Origin of the sequence: Bacillus timonensis (genome assembly GCF_000285535.1) — a bacterium.
Taxonomy (GTDB): domain Bacteria; phylum Bacillota; class Bacilli; order Bacillales; family Bacillaceae_L; genus Ferdinandcohnia; species Ferdinandcohnia timonensis.
This window is the reverse complement of sequence record NZ_HE610987.1, coordinates 576,121-596,096: the sequence shown is the minus strand read 5'-3', so window position 1 is coordinate 596,096 and position 19,976 is coordinate 576,121. Positions and strand designations below refer to the sequence as shown.

Sequence of the window (19,976 nt, the reverse complement as noted above, 5' to 3'; positions counted from 1 at the left end):
ACGATGAAACAAAAAATGCATCTTGATGAAAAAATATGGCTTACAATAAGCTTCGGTATGATCATGGCTTTCATGCTTGTAACAGGCTACCAAACGTTCGCATTAGAGATGGGACCACCAAGTCATATGGATACAATCGATCCCCAAAAGGTTGACGAAACAGCTCCATTTGACAAACCAGGTGTATATCAAGTTGGTGAAAACGAATATGAAGTTGTGATGACGTTAGAAATTTTCAGTTTTAATCCAGGAAAGATTGAAATACCTGCTGGTTCAAAGGTTCATTTTATCATGACATCTAAAGACGTCGTCCACGGTTTCGAAGTTGCAGGTACAAACTTAAATGCAATGGTAATGCCAGGACATATTCAAAAAATCACTCAAACCTTTGATGAACCTGGAGATTATTTAGTTCTATGTAACGAATATTGTGGTGCTGGTCACCAATTAATGGCTACAACAATTACGGTGAAATAAAGGAGGGGAGACCATTGGCAACAATATTAAATAATTCAGATTTGACCTTAAAAGAAAAAACAAACAAGGTGTTAGGGGTAAATCCTCAAGATGCAAAAATCTCGAAATCCTATTTATCAGTAGCATTTATCGCATTATTATTAGGTGGACTTTTTGGGTTATTTCAGGGATTAAACCGTGCAGGTCTTTTAGAACTACCAAGCTGGTTAAACTATTATCAAGTATTAACCGCACACGGTCTACTTTTAGTAGTTGTATTTTCAGCATTCATTACAATCGGTTATTTCTACGCTGGTCTTTCACATGATTTAGGTGGTTTACTGCCTAAGGTAAGAAAAATGGCGTGGATTGGTTTCTGGACGAAGATTGTGGGTATCGTACTCGTTGTAATTCCAGTCTTAATGAACAAAGCATCTGTTATGTACACGTTCTATCCACCAATGGCTGCACACCCAGTGTTCTATATCGGGTTAGCACTCGTTGTGGTAGGTATTTGGATTCTAGCGGCTGGGGCGTTTATGCAAGTAGCAAACTGGAGAAAGAATCATAAAGGTCAACATCTTCCAATTCTTTCATTCTTTGCTACAGGAGTATTCATTTTATTAGTAGGAGCAACTGCATTTGTCGCAGTTGAAGTATTATTCTTGATTCTACCATGGACACTTGGCTGGGTAGATACTATAAATGTATTAGTTTCTCGTACACTATTCTGGGCGTTCGGACATACAGCAGTTAATATCTGGTATTTAACAGCGGTATCTGCATGGTATGTTATTATACCGAAAATTATCGGTGGAAAACGTTGGAGTGATTTATTAACTCGTGTAGTGGTCATTGCGTTAGTTATCATGAACATTACAGGTGGATTCCACCACCAAATTATTGACCCAGGTATTCTGCCAGCAGTTAAATTCCTTCATGTATTTATGAGTTTAGCAATTGGTTTCCCATCTTTAATGACAGCATGGGCAATGTTCGCAGTATTTGAACGTACAGGAAGAAAGAAAGGTGGAAAAGGTGCGTTCGGTTGGTTTAAAAAGCTACCTTGGGGAGATGTACGTTTCCTAGCACCATTTATCGCAATGGCTGCCTTTATCCCAGCAGGAGCAGGTGGTATTGCACAGAGCACAAACCAGCTTGACCAAGTCGTTCACAACACAATGTGGATTGTAGGTCACTTTCACTTAACACTAGGTATGTCAGTCGTAATGACATTCTTCGGAATTAGTTACTGGTTAGTGCCGCATATTTCAGGTCGTGTCTTAACAAAAGGAATGAATAAATTGGGTGTTGTTCAAACCATCATTTGGACAATTGGTATGGTTCTAATGTCCGGTTCAATGCACACGGTAGGACTACTTGGTTCACCACGTAGAACATCTTTCTCAGACTACTTTGGTAGTGCACAAGCTGCAGGATGGGAACCATTTATGATGGTAGTCGGTATCGGCGCAACATTATTATTAATCGCGGTAATCATCCAAGTATATGCTGTATTTAACATGATGTTCTTTGCACCTAAAGGCTTAACAGAATTCCCTGTCGCAGAAGTAGAAGAAAATGCTTCAAAAACGCCATTATGGACAGAGCGTTGGGGACTATGGGTCGTGCTTATGGTTCTAGTAATTGCAATGGCATATGTATTACCATTAACTGATATGATTGTAAACGCACCTCCAGGATCACCTCCATTTAAAACATGGTAATCCAGAGGTAGGACTTTAATAGAGAAGAGATAGCGAAATAAGCTGCTATCTCTTTCTACTATTAGACGACAAAAAATAGAAATAGGATGTGATCTTCGTGATCAAAAAGAATCGAACGACATTCGCTTGCTTGTTAATTTTACTATTTGGATGTGCATTGTTCTATACGGGAACAGATGGTTTTCGAGCATTTACTGCAGAAACAGCAAGAGTAAACCAACTAATAGAGGATAAGCCAGCATTTCCAGATGTAACATTCGAAGATAGCGAGGGACGAACATATCCTATTTCTGAATTTCATGATAAATACGTATTTATCACTTTCCTATACACCTCTTGCACGACTGTTTGTCCCAAGTTGGAAATGAATATGGCACAGGTTTACGAGCAAGTTCCACAAGAATACTTTGGAAAAGATATTGTCTTTTTAAGTATAAGCTTTGACCCAACTAGGGATGACCCAGCAACCCTAAGGAAGTATCGTACCTACTTTGGAGCAGATGGCGAGACGTGGAGAATGGCTAGGATTTCAAATGAAACAGAATTAAAAGCCCTTCTTGATGAATTTGGTGTAATTGTTATTCCAGATGGAAGAGGGAACTTTGCGCATAACTCAGCTTTTTATTTAGTAGATCCTAATGGTTCGTTGATTGATGTCATGGATTATCGGGAAATTGATCAAGCGGCTACCAAGGTCATTCGCATCTTAGACAATGAAAAGGGGGAATAAGCTATGAAACAATTTTTGATTGGACTAGGACTATTATTTGTGCTAGCACTTCCCCCAGTTGCCAATCTATTGGAGTCCATTATGATCATTCATATGCATATGCAGATGCCATCAATCATAATTGCGGGTTTTTTTATGGGAAAACTATTTCAACAAAAATTCCCGCGTCTTTTTGAAAAGTGGAATCAAGATGGAATACCGGGAATTCTATTATTTATCGTTATCATGGTGTACTGGACAATACCGAAAACAATGGACGAGACATTAAACATCACAAGCATGGAAGTGTGGAAATTTTTAAGTCTTTCTTTCTTAGCAGGTGTTCCGTTACGTGATAGCTGGAAGAAGTTATCGGATCGTGCAAAAAACATTGTATTCATCTTCTTTACCGTGAAGTATTTAGGAATGGGTGTATTATACATCAATATAAATAATCAATTATGTAATAACTACCTCGTAATTGATCAAATTACTCTTGGCTGGGGATTTATAACAACTGCAATATGCATTGTAATTTATCTCGTTTATAATAATTTTACGGATCAATCTATTTATAAGGAATAGATGGAGAAGAGAAGCTGCTGATGTGGCTTCTTTTTTAATGTTGATACTTTTTCGATTTGCAAGATTCTATTTGACATCTAAAAAATTAAGGTTCAGAATAATAGCAATACATAATTAAGAGGGTGGATAAGTTGGCAAAACGATTTGAGACAAAATTAATTCATAGTGTAGAAAAAAGCAAACTACCAATTCGAAGTAAAGTAACACCTATTTATCAAACATCCGCTTTTACTTTTGATAATCTTGAAGATTTAGAGGCTTATTACCAAGGAGAAGGGAATTATCTATATTCTCGTACTGGAAATCCAAATCCAGATGAGCTTGGCCAAATGGTTGCAGCAATTGAAGGTGCACCAGCAGGTATTGCAACATCTTCAGGACTATCTGCTATTTTAGCGGGGCTTCTAGCTGTTGTGAAAAGTGGAGACCATATTGTCGCAGCTGAGGATGTGTATGGAGGAAGCTTTCATTTGTTATACGAAGAATTACACCAACTTGGTGTTGATACAACATTTGTTTCTTTTGCAGACCTTGAACAAGTAGAAAAAGCAATTCAACCAAATACAAAAGCTCTTTACACTGAATCGATTACAAATCCACATTTACGTGTTGAAAATCTGCCTGCAATTGTGGAACTTGCTAAACAAAAGAAACTAATCACAGTGGTGGACAATACATTTGCTACTCCATATCATTGCAACCCATATGAGCTTGGGGTAGAGTTAGTGGTTCACAGTGCAACGAAATATATTGGTGGACATAGCGATGTAACTGCAGGAGTTGTTGTCGGAAGAGAGGATTTAGTTGCAAAAGCACGTGCGAAGGTAGCTAACCTCGGTGCAAACGTAAGTCCATTTGAAGCGTGGCTAACTACTCGAGGATTAAAAACGTTAGCCGTTCGTATGCAAGTACAGTCTTCAAATGCACGAAAGCTTGCAGAAGCATTACGTAATAACCCGAACATTTCAAGAGTGTATTATCCATTTGAGGAAGAAGCAACAGGGTTTGGGGCAATGGTGTCTGTGGAGCTTGCTAAAACTGTTGATGTTGGCCAATTTTTTAAATCAATCGGATGGGTAAAGCTTGTTCCAACTTTAGCTGGGGTAGAAACAACTGTATCGCATCCTCTAAAAACGTCACACCGTGCATTGCCGCCTGAAGCACAGGAAGCGTTGGGGATTACCAATGAGTTAGTTAGAATTTCTGTCGGAATCGAACATTACGAGGACATCATTTCTGTCTTTGAGCAGGCAATTGAAAAGTCTATAAAATAAATCATGAAAAGGAGTATCCATAGAAAAATGGGTACTCCATTTTTTAAACAAACGTTTGTTTGAAATGTGAAACCGTTGGGCAAGAATTCAAACAAACGCTTGTATGAACGCTAGGCCCGTTGCGGCTGTTAGGATAAAGTTCAAACAAACATTTGATTGAATCAAAATAGGAAATGTAATAGAAGGATGCGCGGGCTCCTTCTTTTTTTCCTAAATTAATCTAAAAAGTTCTTCAGCTGTATATTTTCCTTTAATACCAGGTTTGTCTTTTAAATACTGATGAATCTCTTCCTTAGGGTAATATTCTTTTAGCCCTGTAATGATTGTTTGCAAATATTCCTGGGAAGGTTTATTTATCGCGACATCATCCAAATCCCATGGTGCAGTAAATGTATAAATCGGATGGCCACCATCATCGCCTAGGAATAGGATTTTTCCATACCAAGCCTTTTCACGGAAAACCAGTGACCCGGACTCTTTTACCTTATTTAAATCAATTTCGAACTGAATCCCACTGTTTTCCTGTTGCAAAACATCCAAAAATTGTTCAGATGTGATTAAGTATTTCTTACTATAGGTCGTTGCTGTCTCACTTTTCGTTCCATTAATAAAAGCAACACCTTTTGACCCCCATCTTCCAGCTTCCTTCGCGAAATACAATTGGTAAGGAATTGTAAACACACCCTCGTCGATTGGAGATGAAGGATCTGTGCACCCAAGCTCAGTTTCAGTAGACCCTTTTGGTCTACCACCTTTTATATAACAGAGAAATCGATCCCTGTTTATGTTAGATCCATAGCTTGCATACCACACATATTGTTTCAACAACAATCACCATCCTTTAACTAATCTTAAGTAAAATACCAACTTACATGTGAACCAACAAGATCTCTTCTTTAAACTGCTTGTTATCTAATCATTCGACTTCATTCTACTCATTTCCCGAGCAATAAATGTATAGTAGTGCGGGAATATGAAGTTGTTTGTAGAATCGTGGATAATTTAAATATGAAATTTTCAGACTACTTGGGACCAGAAGAACCGTCCCTATGGTTCCGAATTCCGTATTTTTTAAGGCGATACTGGAGGTTTTGGCGACTCATACGGAGTGCTTCGGCTGTTTTTGTTATATTGAAGTTGAATTGTTGTAATGCTTGTTTTAAGTAGTCGATTTCGGCTTCTTCCATGTGTTTGTCTAGAGGCTGGAGTTCTGATGCTGTTACTTCTTGTGGGTTGTTTTTTTGGGTTCCAGGTTTAATATGTATTTTTTTACGAAAATGCATAGGGAGATGATTGTACGAAATCTCATTTTCATAGGTAATAACATTCAGTGCTCCTTCAATAATATGCTCTAATTCTCGAACATTTCCTGGCCAGTCATATTGCATAAAGGTCTGTAAAACATTGTCATGTATCAACGTTACATTCAGTCCGAACAGATGGTTATATTTTTGCACAAAGGCGTATGCAAGCTCGTAGATGTCTTCCTTTCGATTCCTTAACGGTGGAATAAAAAGGGTCACCACACTTAGTCTGTAATATAAGTCCTTTCGAAGTCTTCCTTCTGAAATGGCATCAATTGGGTCTTCATTCATCGTTGCAAGGATTCGAACGTCTATTTTTTTATCCTTTGTGTCACCGACTCGTCGGACTGTTTTTTCTTGGATGACTCGAAGGAGCTTTGCTTGTAATGATGGATTCAATGAATTTATTTCATCTAAAAGCAGAGTGCCGCCCTCTGCCTGTTCAAATAAACCTGGACGATCAATCGCACCGGTAAATGCCCCTTTTTTTGTACCAAAAAGAAGACCTTCGATTAAATTGTCCGGTAAAGCAGCACAATTTTGAGAGATAAAGGACGCAGAAGATCTGCCACTTCCATTGTGAATACTTTGGGCAAAAAGCTCTTTTCCAGTTCCGGTATCTCCAATAATGAGTACAGAGGAATTTGTCCGTGTAGCACGTTTGCTTGCCTCAATGACTTCTCTAATAGCTGGACTTTTTCCTATGATGCTATCAAACGTATAGTATGTATCATTCTTTCGATTCATATTTTCGCGAAGAAGTTTCTCAAGTTTAGTGACATCGCGAGCTATTTCCATTGCCCCAATTCTTTTTCGACCATCCATAATAGGGATTGTATGATTAATAGTTGTGATTTCTTGGCCTCGATTGTTGAAATAGGTTTGCTTTACATTTTTTATAGGTTCACCGTTTTTAAGGGCTTGCAGCAGTGTACTATCTTCATTTTTGTGAAAGGAAAATACATCAACAAGTTTTTTATTTAGGACGTCAAGTTGATTCATTCCCTCAATTTGAGCCATTTTTTTGTTGTAGATAATCGTTGTGCCATTTAGGTCTACAACATGTATGCCAACGTCAACTTCATGAACCAATTGTTCAGTCGCCTTGTTTTTTAATAACTCAACCTGCTTCATGCCATCGCCACCTTTTCTTATATACTATTTTAAATGAAATCATATCCATAGCAAATATTTTTTGCATTTAATAATAACGTAGAAAGAATTTTTTGCATTTAAAGGTGTCTCTTTTTGCAGAAAAGCAAAGGAATTTTGCGTTTTGTGATTCGAATTAACCTTTTATTTGTCAATAAATTCACATAAGAAAAAGTTGAATTACTTGTTTACAACAAGAAAACCTTATAGATATGAGCTTTGGAGACGAAAGGCACAAAATTATTATATTCTTCAAGGAGTTTGGCATGAATCTTGCATAATATAGTAATAGGAAGCAATTCTTAGAGTGTAAATTCCAAATGGAAACAGGAGGAAAAATAGAATGAACCAAACAAAAACAATCATTGAACAAACAGAGAGGTATGGCGCAAATAACTATCAGCCACTACCAATTGTGATCTCGAGTGCGGAAGGTGTATGGGTGGAAGATCCAGAAGGCAATAAATATATGGATATGTTAAGTGCTTATTCAGCAGTTAATCAAGGACACCGCCATCCAAAAATAATCCAAGCTTTAAAGGAACAGGCAGATCGTGTTACTTTAACATCACGAGCATTTCATAATGACCAGCTTGGTCCTTGGTATGAACTTATTTGTAAAGTTACGAATAAAGACATGGCACTCCCAATGAATACTGGAGCTGAAGCAGTTGAAACGGCTATTAAAGCGGCTCGTAGATGGGCTTATGATGTAAAAGGTGTAAAAGAAAATCAAGCTGAAATCATCGCTTGTAATGGAAACTTCCACGGACGTACGATGACAGCGGTGTCGTTATCATCTGAAGAAGAGTATAAGCGTGGATTTGGTCCAATGCTGCCAGGGATTAAGCTTGTTCCTTATGGCGACCTCAGCGCACTAAAAAATGCGATTACTGAAAATACAGCAGCATTTCTTGTTGAACCAATTCAAGGTGAGGCAGGAATTATTATTCCACCGGATGGTTATTTAAAGCAAGCTTACGAGACTTGTAAACAAAACAATGTCTTATTTATTGCGGATGAAATTCAAGCCGGACTTTGCCGTACAGGAAAGATGTTTGCATGTGAATGGGATGAAGTCATTCCTGATATGTATATACTAGGTAAAGCCTTAGGTGGTGGGGTGTTTCCAATATCTTGTGTAGTTGCTAATAAAGATGTATTAAGTGTGTTTAATCCAGGTTCTCATGGTTCTACATTTGGTGGAAATCCAATGGCTTGTGCTGTATCGATTGCATCCCTAAACGTATTAATCGACGAAAATCTGGCGAAACAATCTCTGGAACTTGGTGAATATTTTTTAAATCAATTAAAAGACTTAAAAAATCCAAACATCAAAGAGGTTCGGGGTCGTGGTTTATTTATCGGGGTTGAACTAACAGAGGCTGCTCGCCCATATTGTGAGTCATTAAAGCAGGCGGGACTTCTTTGTAAAGAGACGCATGACACTGTAATCCGGTTTGCTCCACCTTTAACTGTAACGAAAGAGGAACTAGATTGGGCATTGGAACGAATTGAAAAGGTATTAGGATAAAGAAAAAGGATCAAGACTATTTGTTTTGATCCTTTTTTGTTCTCCTAAGGCATTTCATCTTCTTTTACTCGGTTTTTAAAAGCTTCATGTGAGACAATACCTTCCATTTGTTCAAATTGTCGACTATGTTCTTTTTCACTACTTATGCTGTTCTTTGGAAAGTTGCCTGGATGACCTTTTTCTTTATGGTTAAAGCTTTTTCCACGACCCATTTTCAAATCTCCTTTCAAATTCTTTCGTAAGTAGTTTTTACATTCAGTTGGTTTGTATGTATTTCGTTCTATTTGGTAAAACGAGGTAAATAGTACTTAACTCCTAATAATTGTAAAAGGTGAATAGCTGTCCCCCTTGTAGAATATGTTCAAATATTGGAATACTCATGTTTTTTAAAGGGGGATATGCGGTGCAAACAAAGGTTGAAAAGAAGGTTCTCATTGCAAGCCTTGTTGGTAGTTCAATTGAATGGTTTGATTATTTTTTGTATGGAACAGTTGCGGCACTTGTTTTTAATACAGCATTTTTCCATAGTGAAGATCCAACAGTTGGGTTGATGTTGGCTTACGCTTCTTTCGCGCTGTCGTTTTTTATTCGGCCACTTGGTGGAGTAATTTTCAGTCATATTGGTGATAAAATCGGAAGAAAGAAAACACTGGTCTTAACTCTTTCCCTCATGGGCGGGGCGACGGTCTTGATGGGATTCCTTCCTACATATGAACAAATTGGGGTAATTGCACCTATCTTACTTATTTTACTGCGTCTCATTCAAGGGATTGGATTAGGAGGGGAATGGGGTGGAGCCCTTTTACTAGCGGTTGAGTATGCACCAAAGGGAAAACGTGGATTCTTCGGAAGTGTTCCACAAATGGGTGTTACCGTTGGGTTACTACTTGGGACAATAGCTTTATCTTTAATGTCGTTATTACCAGAGGCTGCATTCATGTCATGGGGCTGGCGTGTTCCATTCATTCTAAGTGCATTACTTGTCATATTCGGTTTATGGATTCGAAAAGGAATTGAGGAAACACCTTCTTTTAAAAAGGTACAAGAGAAAGGGGAGGTTGCCCGAATTCCTTTTCTAGAAACAATGCGCTCACATTGGAAAGAGGTTCTTATTTCAATTGGAGCAAAGGTTGTTGAAACAGCACCATTTTATATCTTTGGTACATTCATCGTATTCTATGCGACCACACAGCTTGGTTTCTCTCGTACAGCAACCTTAAATGCAGTTACGATTGCAACCATTGTTACAACGATTCTAATCCCAATCATGGGAGGTTTGTCAGATAAAATTGGTCGTAAAAGGCTCTATGTCGGCGGAACAATTTTAATGATGGTGTATGCATTCCCTTATTTTTGGCTGTTACACCAAGGTTCAGTTGCGTTATTAATTATCGCAACTGTATTAGGCCTCGGTATCATCTGGGCGCCAATTACAGCAGTTCTTGGAACGATGTTTTCGGAAATATTTAAATCAAATGTTCGGTATACAGGAATTACATTAGGATATCAAATCGGAGCTGCGTTGGCAGGAGGAACGGCTCCACTTGTTGCAACTGCCTTACTCGCTGCTTTCAATTACTCCTATGTACCTGTTGCTCTCTATATTATTTTAACCTCTGCCATATCACTTCTTGCTGTTGCTGCTATTCGTGACCGTAAGAGTGAGGACCTGGACAACGAAGAGATTGCATGATCCAGAAGGGAATCGCTAATTGCGGTTCCTTTTCATATTACCTATAGTTAGATTAAGGAAGAAGGGATATTATGCTTATTTTATCAGAATCGGAAATTCAATCCTTCTATTCGATGTCTGATGCTATTTTGGATTTGGAAGTGGCGCTTACATACAATAATGAAGGTAAAGTATTGAATCCTCACCGAACCGTATTAGATTTTCCGAAAGAGGAAGCGTCGGCCTTGTATATGCCGAGCTCTATAGAGCCTATTGGAAAATCTGCAGTTAAGGTCGTAACTATTTTTCCGCATAATCCATCTGTCGGTAAGAAGACAACACAAGGTGTTATTTTGTTAAGTGATACTCATAGTGGCGAACATCTTGCATGTATCAATGCGTCTTATTTAACTAGATTACGGACAGGTGCGGTAAGTGGTATTGCGACAAAGCATCTAGCGAAAAAAAACGCATCCTCTGTAGTTGTGATTGGAACGGGTGCAATGGCAGAGGAGCAACTTCAGGCTGTTTTAGAAGTACGTGAGATAAAGGATATTATGCTATATAATCGTACAAAGGAAAAAGCTTTTCAATTTGAAAAGAAGATTGCGGAACTAAGCCCTCGATACACGGGTTCGATTACAATCATGGATAATCCAGATGAAGCTGTTTTAAGAGCAGATATCGTTATCTGTGCAACACGTTCTATAACACCTGTATTTCAAGGGAAGGTTCTCCAGCCGGGTGCACATATTAATGGTGTGGGTTCCTATCTACCACATATGCAAGAGGTAGATGAAGAAACAATTATGAGGTGTTCAAAAATTGTTGCAGATACAATGGAAGGGGTAAAAGGCGAAGCTGGAGACCTCATTATTCCGGCTAATAAAGGAATCTGGCGTTTTTCGGATTTACATGGTGAACTTGGTGAGCTAGTCACTGGAAAAATTGCAGGTCGGGAAAGTGACGAAGAAATTACGTTCTTTAAATCTGTTGGAATTGCCTATTTTGATTTAGCGGTAGCAGCTTCAGTATATGACAAAGCTATAAAAGCAGGAGTAGGAACGAAGGTCAAGGTGTAAGAACGAGGAAATCGAATAAACTGCTTTCAGCACACTTTTCTACTTCCATGTTTTTAATATACGAAACTTCATTCATTGTTATGAAGACTCAACAGCAGGGGAAGATTCAGGTAAAAGGTCTTCATCAGGGATATGAAGACCCAAACTCAACCGTTCATCTCATCAAATGGTCTTCATCAAGCCAATGAAGACTCGATTGTTCAATAATTTAGTCGAAAAAGTACTTCATTACGTGGGGGACTACTAATGATAAAGTAATACACAATCTTTTTGGTTTTACGCTATACTATTATTCAAATATTTATAAAAAGGAGTCGTAAAATTGATTAAAAAGGACGCGCAGTTTTACATATCACATCTTGGGCTTGAGCCACATCCAGAAGGAGGGTTTTATAAACAAACCTTTGTTTCAGATATGATCATCAATACAGAACAAGATAATCAAAGAAAACTATACACAAGCATTTATTTTTTGTTGAGATCGGAAGAGATATCCCATTTACATAGATTAAAATCAGATGAGCTTTGGTATTACCATGGAGGAAGTTCATTAACAGTTCACATGATTGACGCTAAAGGTGAATACAAAGAAGTGAATCTTGGCCTCCAGCTTGACAAAGGAGAGGTTCCACAAATTTTGGTGCCTAAAAATGCGATTTTTGGTTCTTCTGTTAAAGAAGAAAATACATTCTCTCTGGTCGGCTGTATGGTTTCACCAGGATTTGAATTTGAGGATTTTGAATTATTTACTCAAGAGGAACTTCTAATGGAATATCCGCAGCATGAAGAGGCAATTCGCCGGCTTGCGTTAGAGAAAAAATAGATTAGGATAATGATTTAGCTATTTTTTTATATATAACAGCTCAAATTTTTATTCCTTACATTCGTTTAAACAAACGCTTGATTAAATTTTTGTATATTTGAGCCTGTAGGCTTAAGACGCTAAACAAACGTTTGTTTGAAATGAGAGTTGCAAAATGAAACAGATTGTTCTGAAACCATATTTCAATAATTTTTAAGTCTAATTAACAGACGCTTTTCCAATGACAGTGGAAGGGCGTTTTTTTATTGATTTAAAGCGTTTATCGTGCAACGGAGATTCTTGAGAAGAATGCCAAACATATTTTACATTATAGATAGATTGATTTTCCTAAAAATTGGAGGGGTACGGGTGAAAAGAAGAACGGCGGAGCCATATAAAATTAAAGCAGTAGAGCCAATAGCAATGCTCACATATGAGGAAAGAAAAAATGCATTAAAGCGAGCAGGCTACAATACCTTTTTGATTGATTCACAAGATGTATACATCGATCTTCTAACAGACAGCGGGACGAGTGCGATGAGCGACCGACAATGGGGTGCTTTAATGGTTGGAGATGAGGCTTATGCGGGGAGTAAAAGCTGGAAGAAGCTTGAGCAAGCGGTAAGGGAGGTTTATGGTTATAAATATATTTTGCCGACACACCAAGGGCGAGGCGCAGAAAATATTTTATCCCAGCTAAAAATAAAACAAGGTGATGTGGTACCAGGGAATATGTATTTTACGACAACACGTGCCCATCAGGAGCTAAATGGGGCAAGGTTTGTTGATATTATCATTGATGAAGCACATGATTCAACAATCAAGCATCCTTTTAAGGGAAATGTGGACTTATTAAAACTACAGGCCCTCATTCAAGAGGTCGGAGCAGAACGAATTCCATATGTTTGTGTGGCAGTAACCGTTAATATGGCAGGTGGTCAGCCAGTTAGCATGGAAAACATGAGGGAGGTCTATCGACTATGTAAGAGTCATGGTATTGATGTTATGTTTGATGCTACACGTTGTGTAGAGAATGCTTATTTTATAAAGGAAAGAGAAGCTGGATATGAAAATCATCGAATAAAGGATATTTTGAAAGAGATGTTGTCATATTCTGATGGCTGTACAATGAGTGGAAAAAAGGACTGTTTAGTGAATATTGGCGGTTTTTTGGCCATGAATGATGAGGAACTTTATGCTCGATCAAGAGAACTAGTCGTTGTGTATGAAGGGATGCCGTCTTATGGAGGAATGGCAGGACGAGACATGGAGGCCATGGCTCAAGGAATCTATGAATCTGTTGATGATCATTATATCCAACATAGAATACAACAGGTCCAGTACCTTGGTCAGCAGTTAATTGATGCAGGGATTCCAGTTGTTCAACCGATTGGTGGGCATGCCGTTTATTTGGATGCAAGACAATTTTTATCTCATGTAAGTCAAGAGGAATTTCCGGCACAAGCGTTGGCGGCAGCACTGTACCTTGACTCAGGCGTTAGGGCGATGGAAAGAGGGATCGTCTCTGCAGGAAGGAATAAAGAAACAGGTGAACATAACAAACCGAAGCTGGAGTTAGTACGATTAACGATACCGAGAAGGGTGTATACGAATAATCATATGGATGTTGTTGCAGATTCTGTAATTGCACTTTATGAAAAAAGAAATCAGATAAGCGGGTTACGAATGGATTATGAGCCTCCTACTTTACGCTTTTTTAATGCAAGGTTTTCACCTCTATCAAAAGATTTAGAGTTAGTACCTGAGGAATAAAATGCAGCCAGCCCTTTTAGGGCTGGCTGCAGACTGTTGACAAACGCTCGCATACTGCGTTGCTTGCCTCGCTCGTCCACTCATGAAGGCAACTTCTATTCGCGTCTTCGCTCAGCTGCGCGCCTTGTCTGACAAGCGATTTCAAAACAGTCTGGGAATAAGTTGAAATTTAGATATCCTAAAAAATTCGTGTAGACAAAGTCAACACTGACTTTGTCTACACTCTGAAGCCAGCCCTTTTAGGGCTGGCTGTATTTTATTTGCCTTTTACTAAATAAGGGCGGTTATTTTCCCAATTAACATGAACGGATAGATTAAAATAATCTGAAAGAATTTCACTCGTAATAATCTGGTTCGTTTCTCCTGAAGCAAATACTTCACCGCTTTTTAAGAGCAATGTTTTCGTAAAAACGGGAAGAATTTCCTCAACATGATGGGTTACATATATAATCGTTGGTGAGTTTTCTTTGATAGCAAGTCTTTCGATTGAATCTAATAATTGTTCTCTTGCAATAAAATCTAATCCATTTGTAGGTTCGTCCAAAATAAGGATTGATGGATTTGCCATAAGTGCGCGGGCAATCAATACCCTTTGTTTTTCACCTTGAGATAGGGTCGCATAATCTCGGTTTGCATAACCGATACATCCAAGGTCCTCAAGCAGTCCAATCGCTCTTTCTCGCATTTCGTCTGTAGGTGTTTCATATAAGCCAATTGATGCAAAAGCACCGCTTAAGACCACCTCGAACGCATTGTCGGTAGGATAGAACTTTTCCTGTAAAGAGGAGGAAACAAAACCAATTTTCTTCCGAAGCTCCTCACCAAGGTAGACTTTACCAAACTGAAAACCTAGTACAGTAGCACTGCCACTTGTAGGGAAATTATAAGCGTTGATTAAATCCAATAATGCGGTTTTTCCAGATCCATTTAGTCCATAGAGTACCCAATGTTCCCCTTGTTCAATTTGCCAATTAATATTCTGTAGAATTTGCGCATCATCACGCTGGAGTGTAATATTCACCAAATCTAAAACCACCGTTATCCCTCCTTATATATAGATTAATAGTATCAAATAATTCAGATAAAAGTGAACAAAGAAAATTCGCGGATTTTCGGAATAAAGACAACTCAAAGATAATAATTGGTACCTTTTCTGAAGCTAAGACATAATCTTTTACACAATCTTTACAGAGAGTTTACATTGCTTGTTTATAATTTTGAATATATATAGGTAAAAAGTCTGGGATAGGGAGTTTTTGCAAATGGTTAAAAAGTTGCGCAAGAATAAAATGATAGATAGAAAGACGAATGGTGATAACCGGTTTTTCCAGAGTTTTTTTCAAAAATTGAATTTAAGTACTCGCTTATTTATCTTGTTTGTCTCATTACTAGTGATTTCCGTTGTGTCGGTAGGAACGATTTCATACATAAAGGCTAAGGAAATGACGATTGAAACAATTGAAAAAAGACTAATGAGTGAAGCGGAGTTAATGGGCTATATCGCAGAAAGTTTAAAATTTGTTTATGTTAGTGATGACGCTTATTTTATGCAGCAACTAGATGGGAATGTTCGAATGCAGCAAGAGAAGCTTGAAGCAGATGGGATGAATGCCGAATTTTTTATATTCGAAATCAAAAAGTGGTACCTTTTAAAGTGAGTAAAGAAGATATTCCGGCTATGTCTGATAATACCATTACAAAACTAGTGAAACAAAAAGACGGGGTCATCCATGAAAAGATTAAAGGTGAGGATTACACAGTAACGTTCCAAATGATTGAAGAGGTAGGAGGAATTTATGGAATCCTTATACCAACGAAATCCTACACGGGACCGATTGACCAAATGGCCTATTTTACGTTACTTGTCATTGCAATCAGTATTATTGTTATGACTGGTGTAATTATCCTGTTTGTGAGAACAATTGTAAAGCCATTAAGTGACCTACGGAAAAGGATGAAAGAGGTAAGGGAAGGTAACCTCCACCATTCAGTTGACATACGAACAACAATACCTGAAATTGTTTCATTACATAATAGTTATAATGCAATGATTGACCAAATGAGAAGTATGCTCCATAACTTGACGACTTCTACTAAAGAATTGGATTCAACGGGTGATGAATTAATGGTTTCCTCCAAGGAAGCGCTTGAGTCTAGTCACCAGTTAATCTCAGCGATTGATACGGTTAGGCAAGGTGCAGAGCATACTGCAACAAGCTCTGAGGAGAGTGTCCATGGCTTCAAATCAATGACCAACCGGATAGGAGATATCATGGTAAATATGGACACTGTTATCGAGAGCTCAAATAATATGAATCTGTCAGCAGGCCACGGAGAGAAAAATATGGGACAATTGATTTCAACAATCCAATTCTTTGAAAGTGACTTCAATCGTCTAACAAAAACAATTAGAGAAGTGAAAGACTATTCGCTTGAGATTACATCACTAGTAGAATTAGTAACGGAAATCGCAAAACAAACCAAATTATTAGCATTAAATGCAACCATCGAAGCAGCACGAGCTGGTGAGGCTGGAAAAGGATTTGCAGTCGTAGCACAAGAGGTTCAGAAGCTTGCAGAGCAGTCAACAAAAGCTACAGATGAAATTACAAATGCAATTAAAAAAATGGAATCTATTACTTTAGTAGCCTCAGATGAATTCGATCAAATGCTCATTCAAATTAATTCCAATCTTCAATTGGCAAGCGAATCTAAGATTTCTATTAATGAATTGATGCAAGGGATATACAAGGTGAGTGAAAACATCGAGGTCATGCAGAATGAATTAATCGGATTAGAAAGGATTGTACCAGAACTTCAGCAATCTGTTACGCAATTTTCATCTGTATCCCAAGAAACATTAGCGAGCGCTGAAGAAATGTTAGCATTTAGTGAAAACCAAATGGAACAAATCGAAAATACGAATAGGGTAGGAATCAAACTGCATAACCTAGCAAAATCTCTTTCAGAAATATCAAAGAGCTTTACTATCAATTAGGAGTACATACAGGTTATTCGACCAAGTCGATTGTCGAATGGCCTTTTTGTGCATACTGGCCTTTTTGCGGTATAATTTATCTACATTAATGATAAGGGGAGTTCGGATATGATATATGGAAAGGTTCGTTGGGGGATTATTGGCTGTGGAAATGTAACGGAAGTGAAAAGTGGGCCAGCATTTCAGAAAATCACTAATTCGAATTTAGTCGCGGTGATGCGAAGAACTGGTGAATTGGCAAAAGACTACGCTCAAAGACATCATGTACCGAAGTGGTATGACAATGCGGACGAGCTTATCCAAGACCCAGAGGTAGACGCAATCTATATTGCGACTCCACCGGGATCCCATAAAGAGTATACACTAAAGGCTGCGAAGGCAGGCAAGCCCGTTTATGTAGAAAAGCCAATGGGGCGGAATTATGAAGAATGCCTAGAAATGATTAAGGCTTGTAAAGAAGCAAATGTTCCTTTATATGTAGCCTATTATCGCAGGGCACAAGAGAGGTTCTTGAAAGTCAAAGAATTGCTTGAGAATGGAGCAGTTGGGGATGTTCGTTTTGTAACAACTACTCAATACCGAAAAGCAACTGAAGATTCAAATGATCTGCCATGGCGTGTACAACCTAACCTTTCGGGTGGAGGTTTGTTTTTTGATTTAGCAAGCCATACTCTTGATATTTTAGATTTTTTGCTTGGGCCAATTAAAGAAGTTCGTGGTTTTGCATCAAATCAAGGCAGTATTTATGATGCAGAGGATATTGTAACCGGCACCTATTTATTTGAAACAGGTATCCATGGTGTTGGAAATTGGTGTTTTACCGCGTTTCAAGATGAAGATGTGAATGAAATTGTCGGAAGCAAAGGAAAAATTACATTCTCTACCTTCGGGAACGAACCAATCGTGTTAACAACCGAGAAAGGAACAGATGAGTGGAGCTTTGAACGCCCACAGCACGTACATCAACCACTTGTGGAAACCATTGTCGCCGAATTAACTGGGGAAAAGGGAATTTGCCCAAGCAAGGGAGAGTCTGGAGCACGAACAAACTGGGTAATGGATGAACTGGTAAAGGAATATTATGCGAATAAATAGATTGTATAAAAGGCGTCCTAAAACGGTCGCCTGTTTTTTAGTTTCCAAAAATTTTCTATGAGAATTTAAAATATTGTAGTGTTGGATGCTCCATTTATCACAAGATTGTGATAAAATAGTTGATATTATTATCAGAATAATATAAGATTTCGATTATTAAAGATTTATATTAAATGAAAGCTGGGATTAACATGACGACAGATTTTACACTTGATATCACCCTTACTACTCAGAAAAAGGAAATTCCTCCTTTTGACCAATTGGTGTTTGGAACAAATTTTTCTGATCATATGTTTATATGGGATTATACAGAAGGAAAGGGTTGGCACGATGCACGAATTGTACCATATCAACCAATTCTCTTGGATCCTGCTGCAACTGTATTTCATTATGGGCAATCTGTTTTTGAAGGACTAAAAGCCTATCGTACAAAGGACGAGGAAATTTTACTATTCAGACCGGATCAAAACATGAAAAGATTCAATAAGTCTAATAAGCGTTTAGTCATGCCGCAGTTTGATGAAGAATTTGCCCTACATGCCTTGAAGAAGCTAATTGAAATCGATAGAGACTGGGTCCCAAATCATCCAGGTACTTCATTGTACATCCGACCATTTATGATTGCTACTGAAGCACATCTTGGCGTCAACCCTGCTAAAAACTATAAATTTATGATTATCTTATCCCCAGTTGGTACTTATTATAAAGAAGGTATCAACCCCGTGAAAATTGCTGTAGAAAATCAATTTGTTCGTGCTGTTGCAGGTGGAACAGGTGATGCAAAGACAGCAGGGAACTATGCTGCAAGTTTATTAGCGTCAGAAATTGCAAGTGAAAACGGCTATTCTCAAGTATTATGGCTTGATGGCAAAGAGAAGAAATATATTGAAGAAGTAGGAAGCATGAATATTTTCTTCAAAATTAATGGAGAAGTAATCACACCTGCATTAAACGGTAGTATTCTGGACGGAATCACGCGTAAGTCAATTATTGAACTCTTAAAACACTGGAATGTTCCTGTAGTAGAAAGAAGAATTTGCATTGATGAAATTCAACAAGCCTACAATAATGGCGTACTTGAAGAAGTCTTTGGAACAGGAACAGCGGCGGTTATTTCACCAGTTGGTGAGCTTTTCTACAATCATGAAAAACTTGTCATTAATAATGGTGAGACTGGAGACCTTTCTAAAAAGCTATATGAAACAATTACTAACATCCAAAGTGGTACGGAAGAAGACGTATTTGGCTGGACTGTAAAATTATAAGGTTTAAATAAAAGTGGTTACCATTGCGGTAACCACTTTTTTGAAAAGCGCGGATTTTAAAAGAAAACTAACCAATAAATATAAGAAATTAGGAGTAGACCAACATAAGCCCAAGATAGCTTGCGTTGCCATGTTTTTGGTTGGAACATGGTAAATAGAAATGTGATTGGTACAAGTGACCAAGGTAGTAAGAGTAATAGACTTAGTAACAATAATCCGAACGAGGCACCGATTGAACCAATTTCAATTGACATTTGAGCAAGGTATGCAGATGCTCCTAATCCAATAGGTGAGAGTAGAAGTAGGAAATAGCTTTTAAGTTTGAAGGTTGAGAAAAATGTGCTGAGAGATTCTGTCTCAAATATGCTGAATTTGAAATGTGAGAGTGGTTCGCGTAGTTTTTCAGGAACTAATTGCATTTTTTATCACTCCTAATAGAGTTAATATCTGAAGCTATTATATATATTATACGTGAAAAATAGTAAAAAGTTTTACATTTGTACCATAATATTCTATTTCAATAGATATTATGATTATTGATTATGGAA

Annotated in this window: 19 protein-coding genes; 14 read left to right on the top strand and 5 right to left on the bottom strand. The window is 38.0% G+C overall.

What is annotated here, in order from left to right; translation table 11 throughout:
* Positions 1 to 3 precede the first annotated feature (3 nt).
* From BTHG_RS17235 to BTHG_RS17215, 5 genes are all read left to right on the top strand, one after another.
* Entirely contained in the window at positions 4 to 477 is a 474-nt protein-coding gene (locus BTHG_RS17235) for a cytochrome c oxidase subunit II (protein WP_010677985.1), read from the top strand.
* Positions 478 to 491: 14 nt separating this feature from the next.
* On the top strand, positions 492 to 2,183 hold the full coding sequence (locus BTHG_RS17230; RefSeq protein ID WP_010677984.1) for a cbb3-type cytochrome c oxidase subunit I: 1,692 nt from the start codon (positions 492 to 494) through the stop codon (positions 2,181 to 2,183).
* Between the two features lie 97 nt (positions 2,184 to 2,280).
* Positions 2,281 to 2,913, top strand: a complete 633-nt coding sequence (locus tag BTHG_RS17225; RefSeq protein ID WP_010677983.1) for an SCO family protein — start codon at positions 2,281 to 2,283, stop codon at positions 2,911 to 2,913.
* A gap of 3 nt (positions 2,914 to 2,916) precedes the next feature.
* Positions 2,917 to 3,477, top strand: a complete 561-nt coding sequence (locus BTHG_RS17220) for a hypothetical protein (protein ID WP_010677982.1) — start codon at positions 2,917 to 2,919, stop codon at positions 3,475 to 3,477.
* Between the two features lie 131 nt (positions 3,478 to 3,608).
* Positions 3,609 to 4,751: a trans-sulfuration enzyme family protein gene (locus tag BTHG_RS17215; RefSeq protein WP_010677981.1), complete on the top strand. Its 1,143-nt coding sequence runs from the start codon at positions 3,609 to 3,611 to the stop codon at positions 4,749 to 4,751.
* Between the two features lie 210 nt (positions 4,752 to 4,961).
* On the opposite strand, the gene BTHG_RS17210 is transcribed toward BTHG_RS17215, so the two are convergent.
* Positions 4,962 to 5,579: a hypothetical protein gene (locus BTHG_RS17210; protein ID WP_148361244.1), complete on the bottom strand. Its 618-nt coding sequence runs from the start codon at positions 5,577 to 5,579 to the stop codon at positions 4,962 to 4,964.
* 194 nt (positions 5,580 to 5,773) lie between these two features.
* Entirely contained in the window at positions 5,774 to 7,189 is a 1,416-nt protein-coding gene (locus tag BTHG_RS17205) for a sigma-54 interaction domain-containing protein (protein ID WP_010677979.1), read from the bottom strand.
* Positions 7,190 to 7,550: 361 nt separating this feature from the next.
* On the opposite strand from BTHG_RS17205, the gene BTHG_RS17200 reads away from it, so the two are divergent.
* Positions 7,551 to 8,741, top strand: coding sequence for an ornithine--oxo-acid transaminase (locus BTHG_RS17200; protein WP_010677978.1), 1,191 nt, complete (start codon positions 7,551 to 7,553; stop codon positions 8,739 to 8,741).
* A gap of 44 nt (positions 8,742 to 8,785) precedes the next feature.
* Here the strand turns inward: BTHG_RS17200 and BTHG_RS27120 are convergent, their stop codons facing one another.
* A complete protein-coding gene (locus BTHG_RS27120; RefSeq protein ID WP_010677977.1) occupies positions 8,786 to 8,953 on the bottom strand; it encodes a hypothetical protein in 168 nt (55 codons plus the stop codon).
* 191 nt (positions 8,954 to 9,144) lie between these two features.
* Here BTHG_RS27120 and BTHG_RS17190 point away from each other — a divergent pair, with 191 nt between their 5' ends.
* The 4 genes from BTHG_RS17190 (at position 9,145) to BTHG_RS17175 (ending at position 14,070) form a co-directional block, all read left to right on the top strand.
* Complete coding sequence (locus BTHG_RS17190; RefSeq protein WP_010677976.1) at positions 9,145 to 10,434, top strand: MFS transporter; 1,290 nt, start codon at positions 9,145 to 9,147, stop codon at positions 10,432 to 10,434.
* 71 nt (positions 10,435 to 10,505) lie between these two features.
* Entirely contained in the window at positions 10,506 to 11,495 is a 990-nt protein-coding gene (locus BTHG_RS17185) for an ornithine cyclodeaminase family protein (RefSeq protein WP_010677975.1), read from the top strand.
* Between the two features lie 322 nt (positions 11,496 to 11,817).
* The gene (locus tag BTHG_RS17180) at positions 11,818 to 12,318 is read left to right on the top strand and encodes a cupin domain-containing protein (protein ID WP_010677974.1); all 501 of its coding nucleotides are present in this window, start codon (positions 11,818 to 11,820) and stop codon (positions 12,316 to 12,318) included.
* Positions 12,319 to 12,666: 348 nt separating this feature from the next.
* A complete protein-coding gene (locus BTHG_RS17175) occupies positions 12,667 to 14,070 on the top strand; it encodes a tyrosine phenol-lyase (RefSeq protein ID WP_010677973.1) in 1,404 nt (467 codons plus the stop codon).
* Positions 14,071 to 14,326: 256 nt separating this feature from the next.
* Here the strand turns inward: BTHG_RS17175 and BTHG_RS17170 are convergent, their stop codons facing one another.
* Positions 14,327 to 15,106: an ABC transporter ATP-binding protein gene (locus BTHG_RS17170; protein WP_010677972.1), complete on the bottom strand. Its 780-nt coding sequence runs from the start codon at positions 15,104 to 15,106 to the stop codon at positions 14,327 to 14,329.
* A gap of 226 nt (positions 15,107 to 15,332) precedes the next feature.
* Here BTHG_RS17170 and BTHG_RS27840 point away from each other — a divergent pair, with 226 nt between their 5' ends.
* The 4 genes from BTHG_RS27840 to BTHG_RS17155 all read left to right on the top strand — a co-directional run bounded on the left by BTHG_RS27840 (position 15,333) and on the right by BTHG_RS17155 (position 19,428).
* Positions 15,333 to 15,728, top strand: a complete 396-nt coding sequence (locus tag BTHG_RS27840; RefSeq protein ID WP_332306435.1) for a hypothetical protein — start codon at positions 15,333 to 15,335, stop codon at positions 15,726 to 15,728.
* A gap of 20 nt (positions 15,729 to 15,748) precedes the next feature.
* Positions 15,749 to 17,068: a methyl-accepting chemotaxis protein gene (locus BTHG_RS25235; protein WP_408605286.1), complete on the top strand. Its 1,320-nt coding sequence runs from the start codon at positions 15,749 to 15,751 to the stop codon at positions 17,066 to 17,068.
* Between the two features lie 108 nt (positions 17,069 to 17,176).
* The gene (locus BTHG_RS17160) at positions 17,177 to 18,163 is read left to right on the top strand and encodes a Gfo/Idh/MocA family protein (RefSeq protein WP_010677971.1); all 987 of its coding nucleotides are present in this window, start codon (positions 17,177 to 17,179) and stop codon (positions 18,161 to 18,163) included.
* A 191-nt stretch (positions 18,164 to 18,354) separates the two neighbouring features.
* Positions 18,355 to 19,428 (top strand): branched-chain amino acid aminotransferase, encoded by a 1,074-nt coding sequence (locus tag BTHG_RS17155; protein WP_026021871.1) that lies wholly within the window; start codon positions 18,355 to 18,357, stop codon positions 19,426 to 19,428.
* A 56-nt stretch (positions 19,429 to 19,484) separates the two neighbouring features.
* On the opposite strand, the gene BTHG_RS17150 is transcribed toward BTHG_RS17155, so the two are convergent.
* A complete protein-coding gene (locus BTHG_RS17150; protein ID WP_010677969.1) occupies positions 19,485 to 19,847 on the bottom strand; it encodes a hypothetical protein in 363 nt (120 codons plus the stop codon).
* Positions 19,848 to 19,976: the final 129 nt, after the last annotated feature.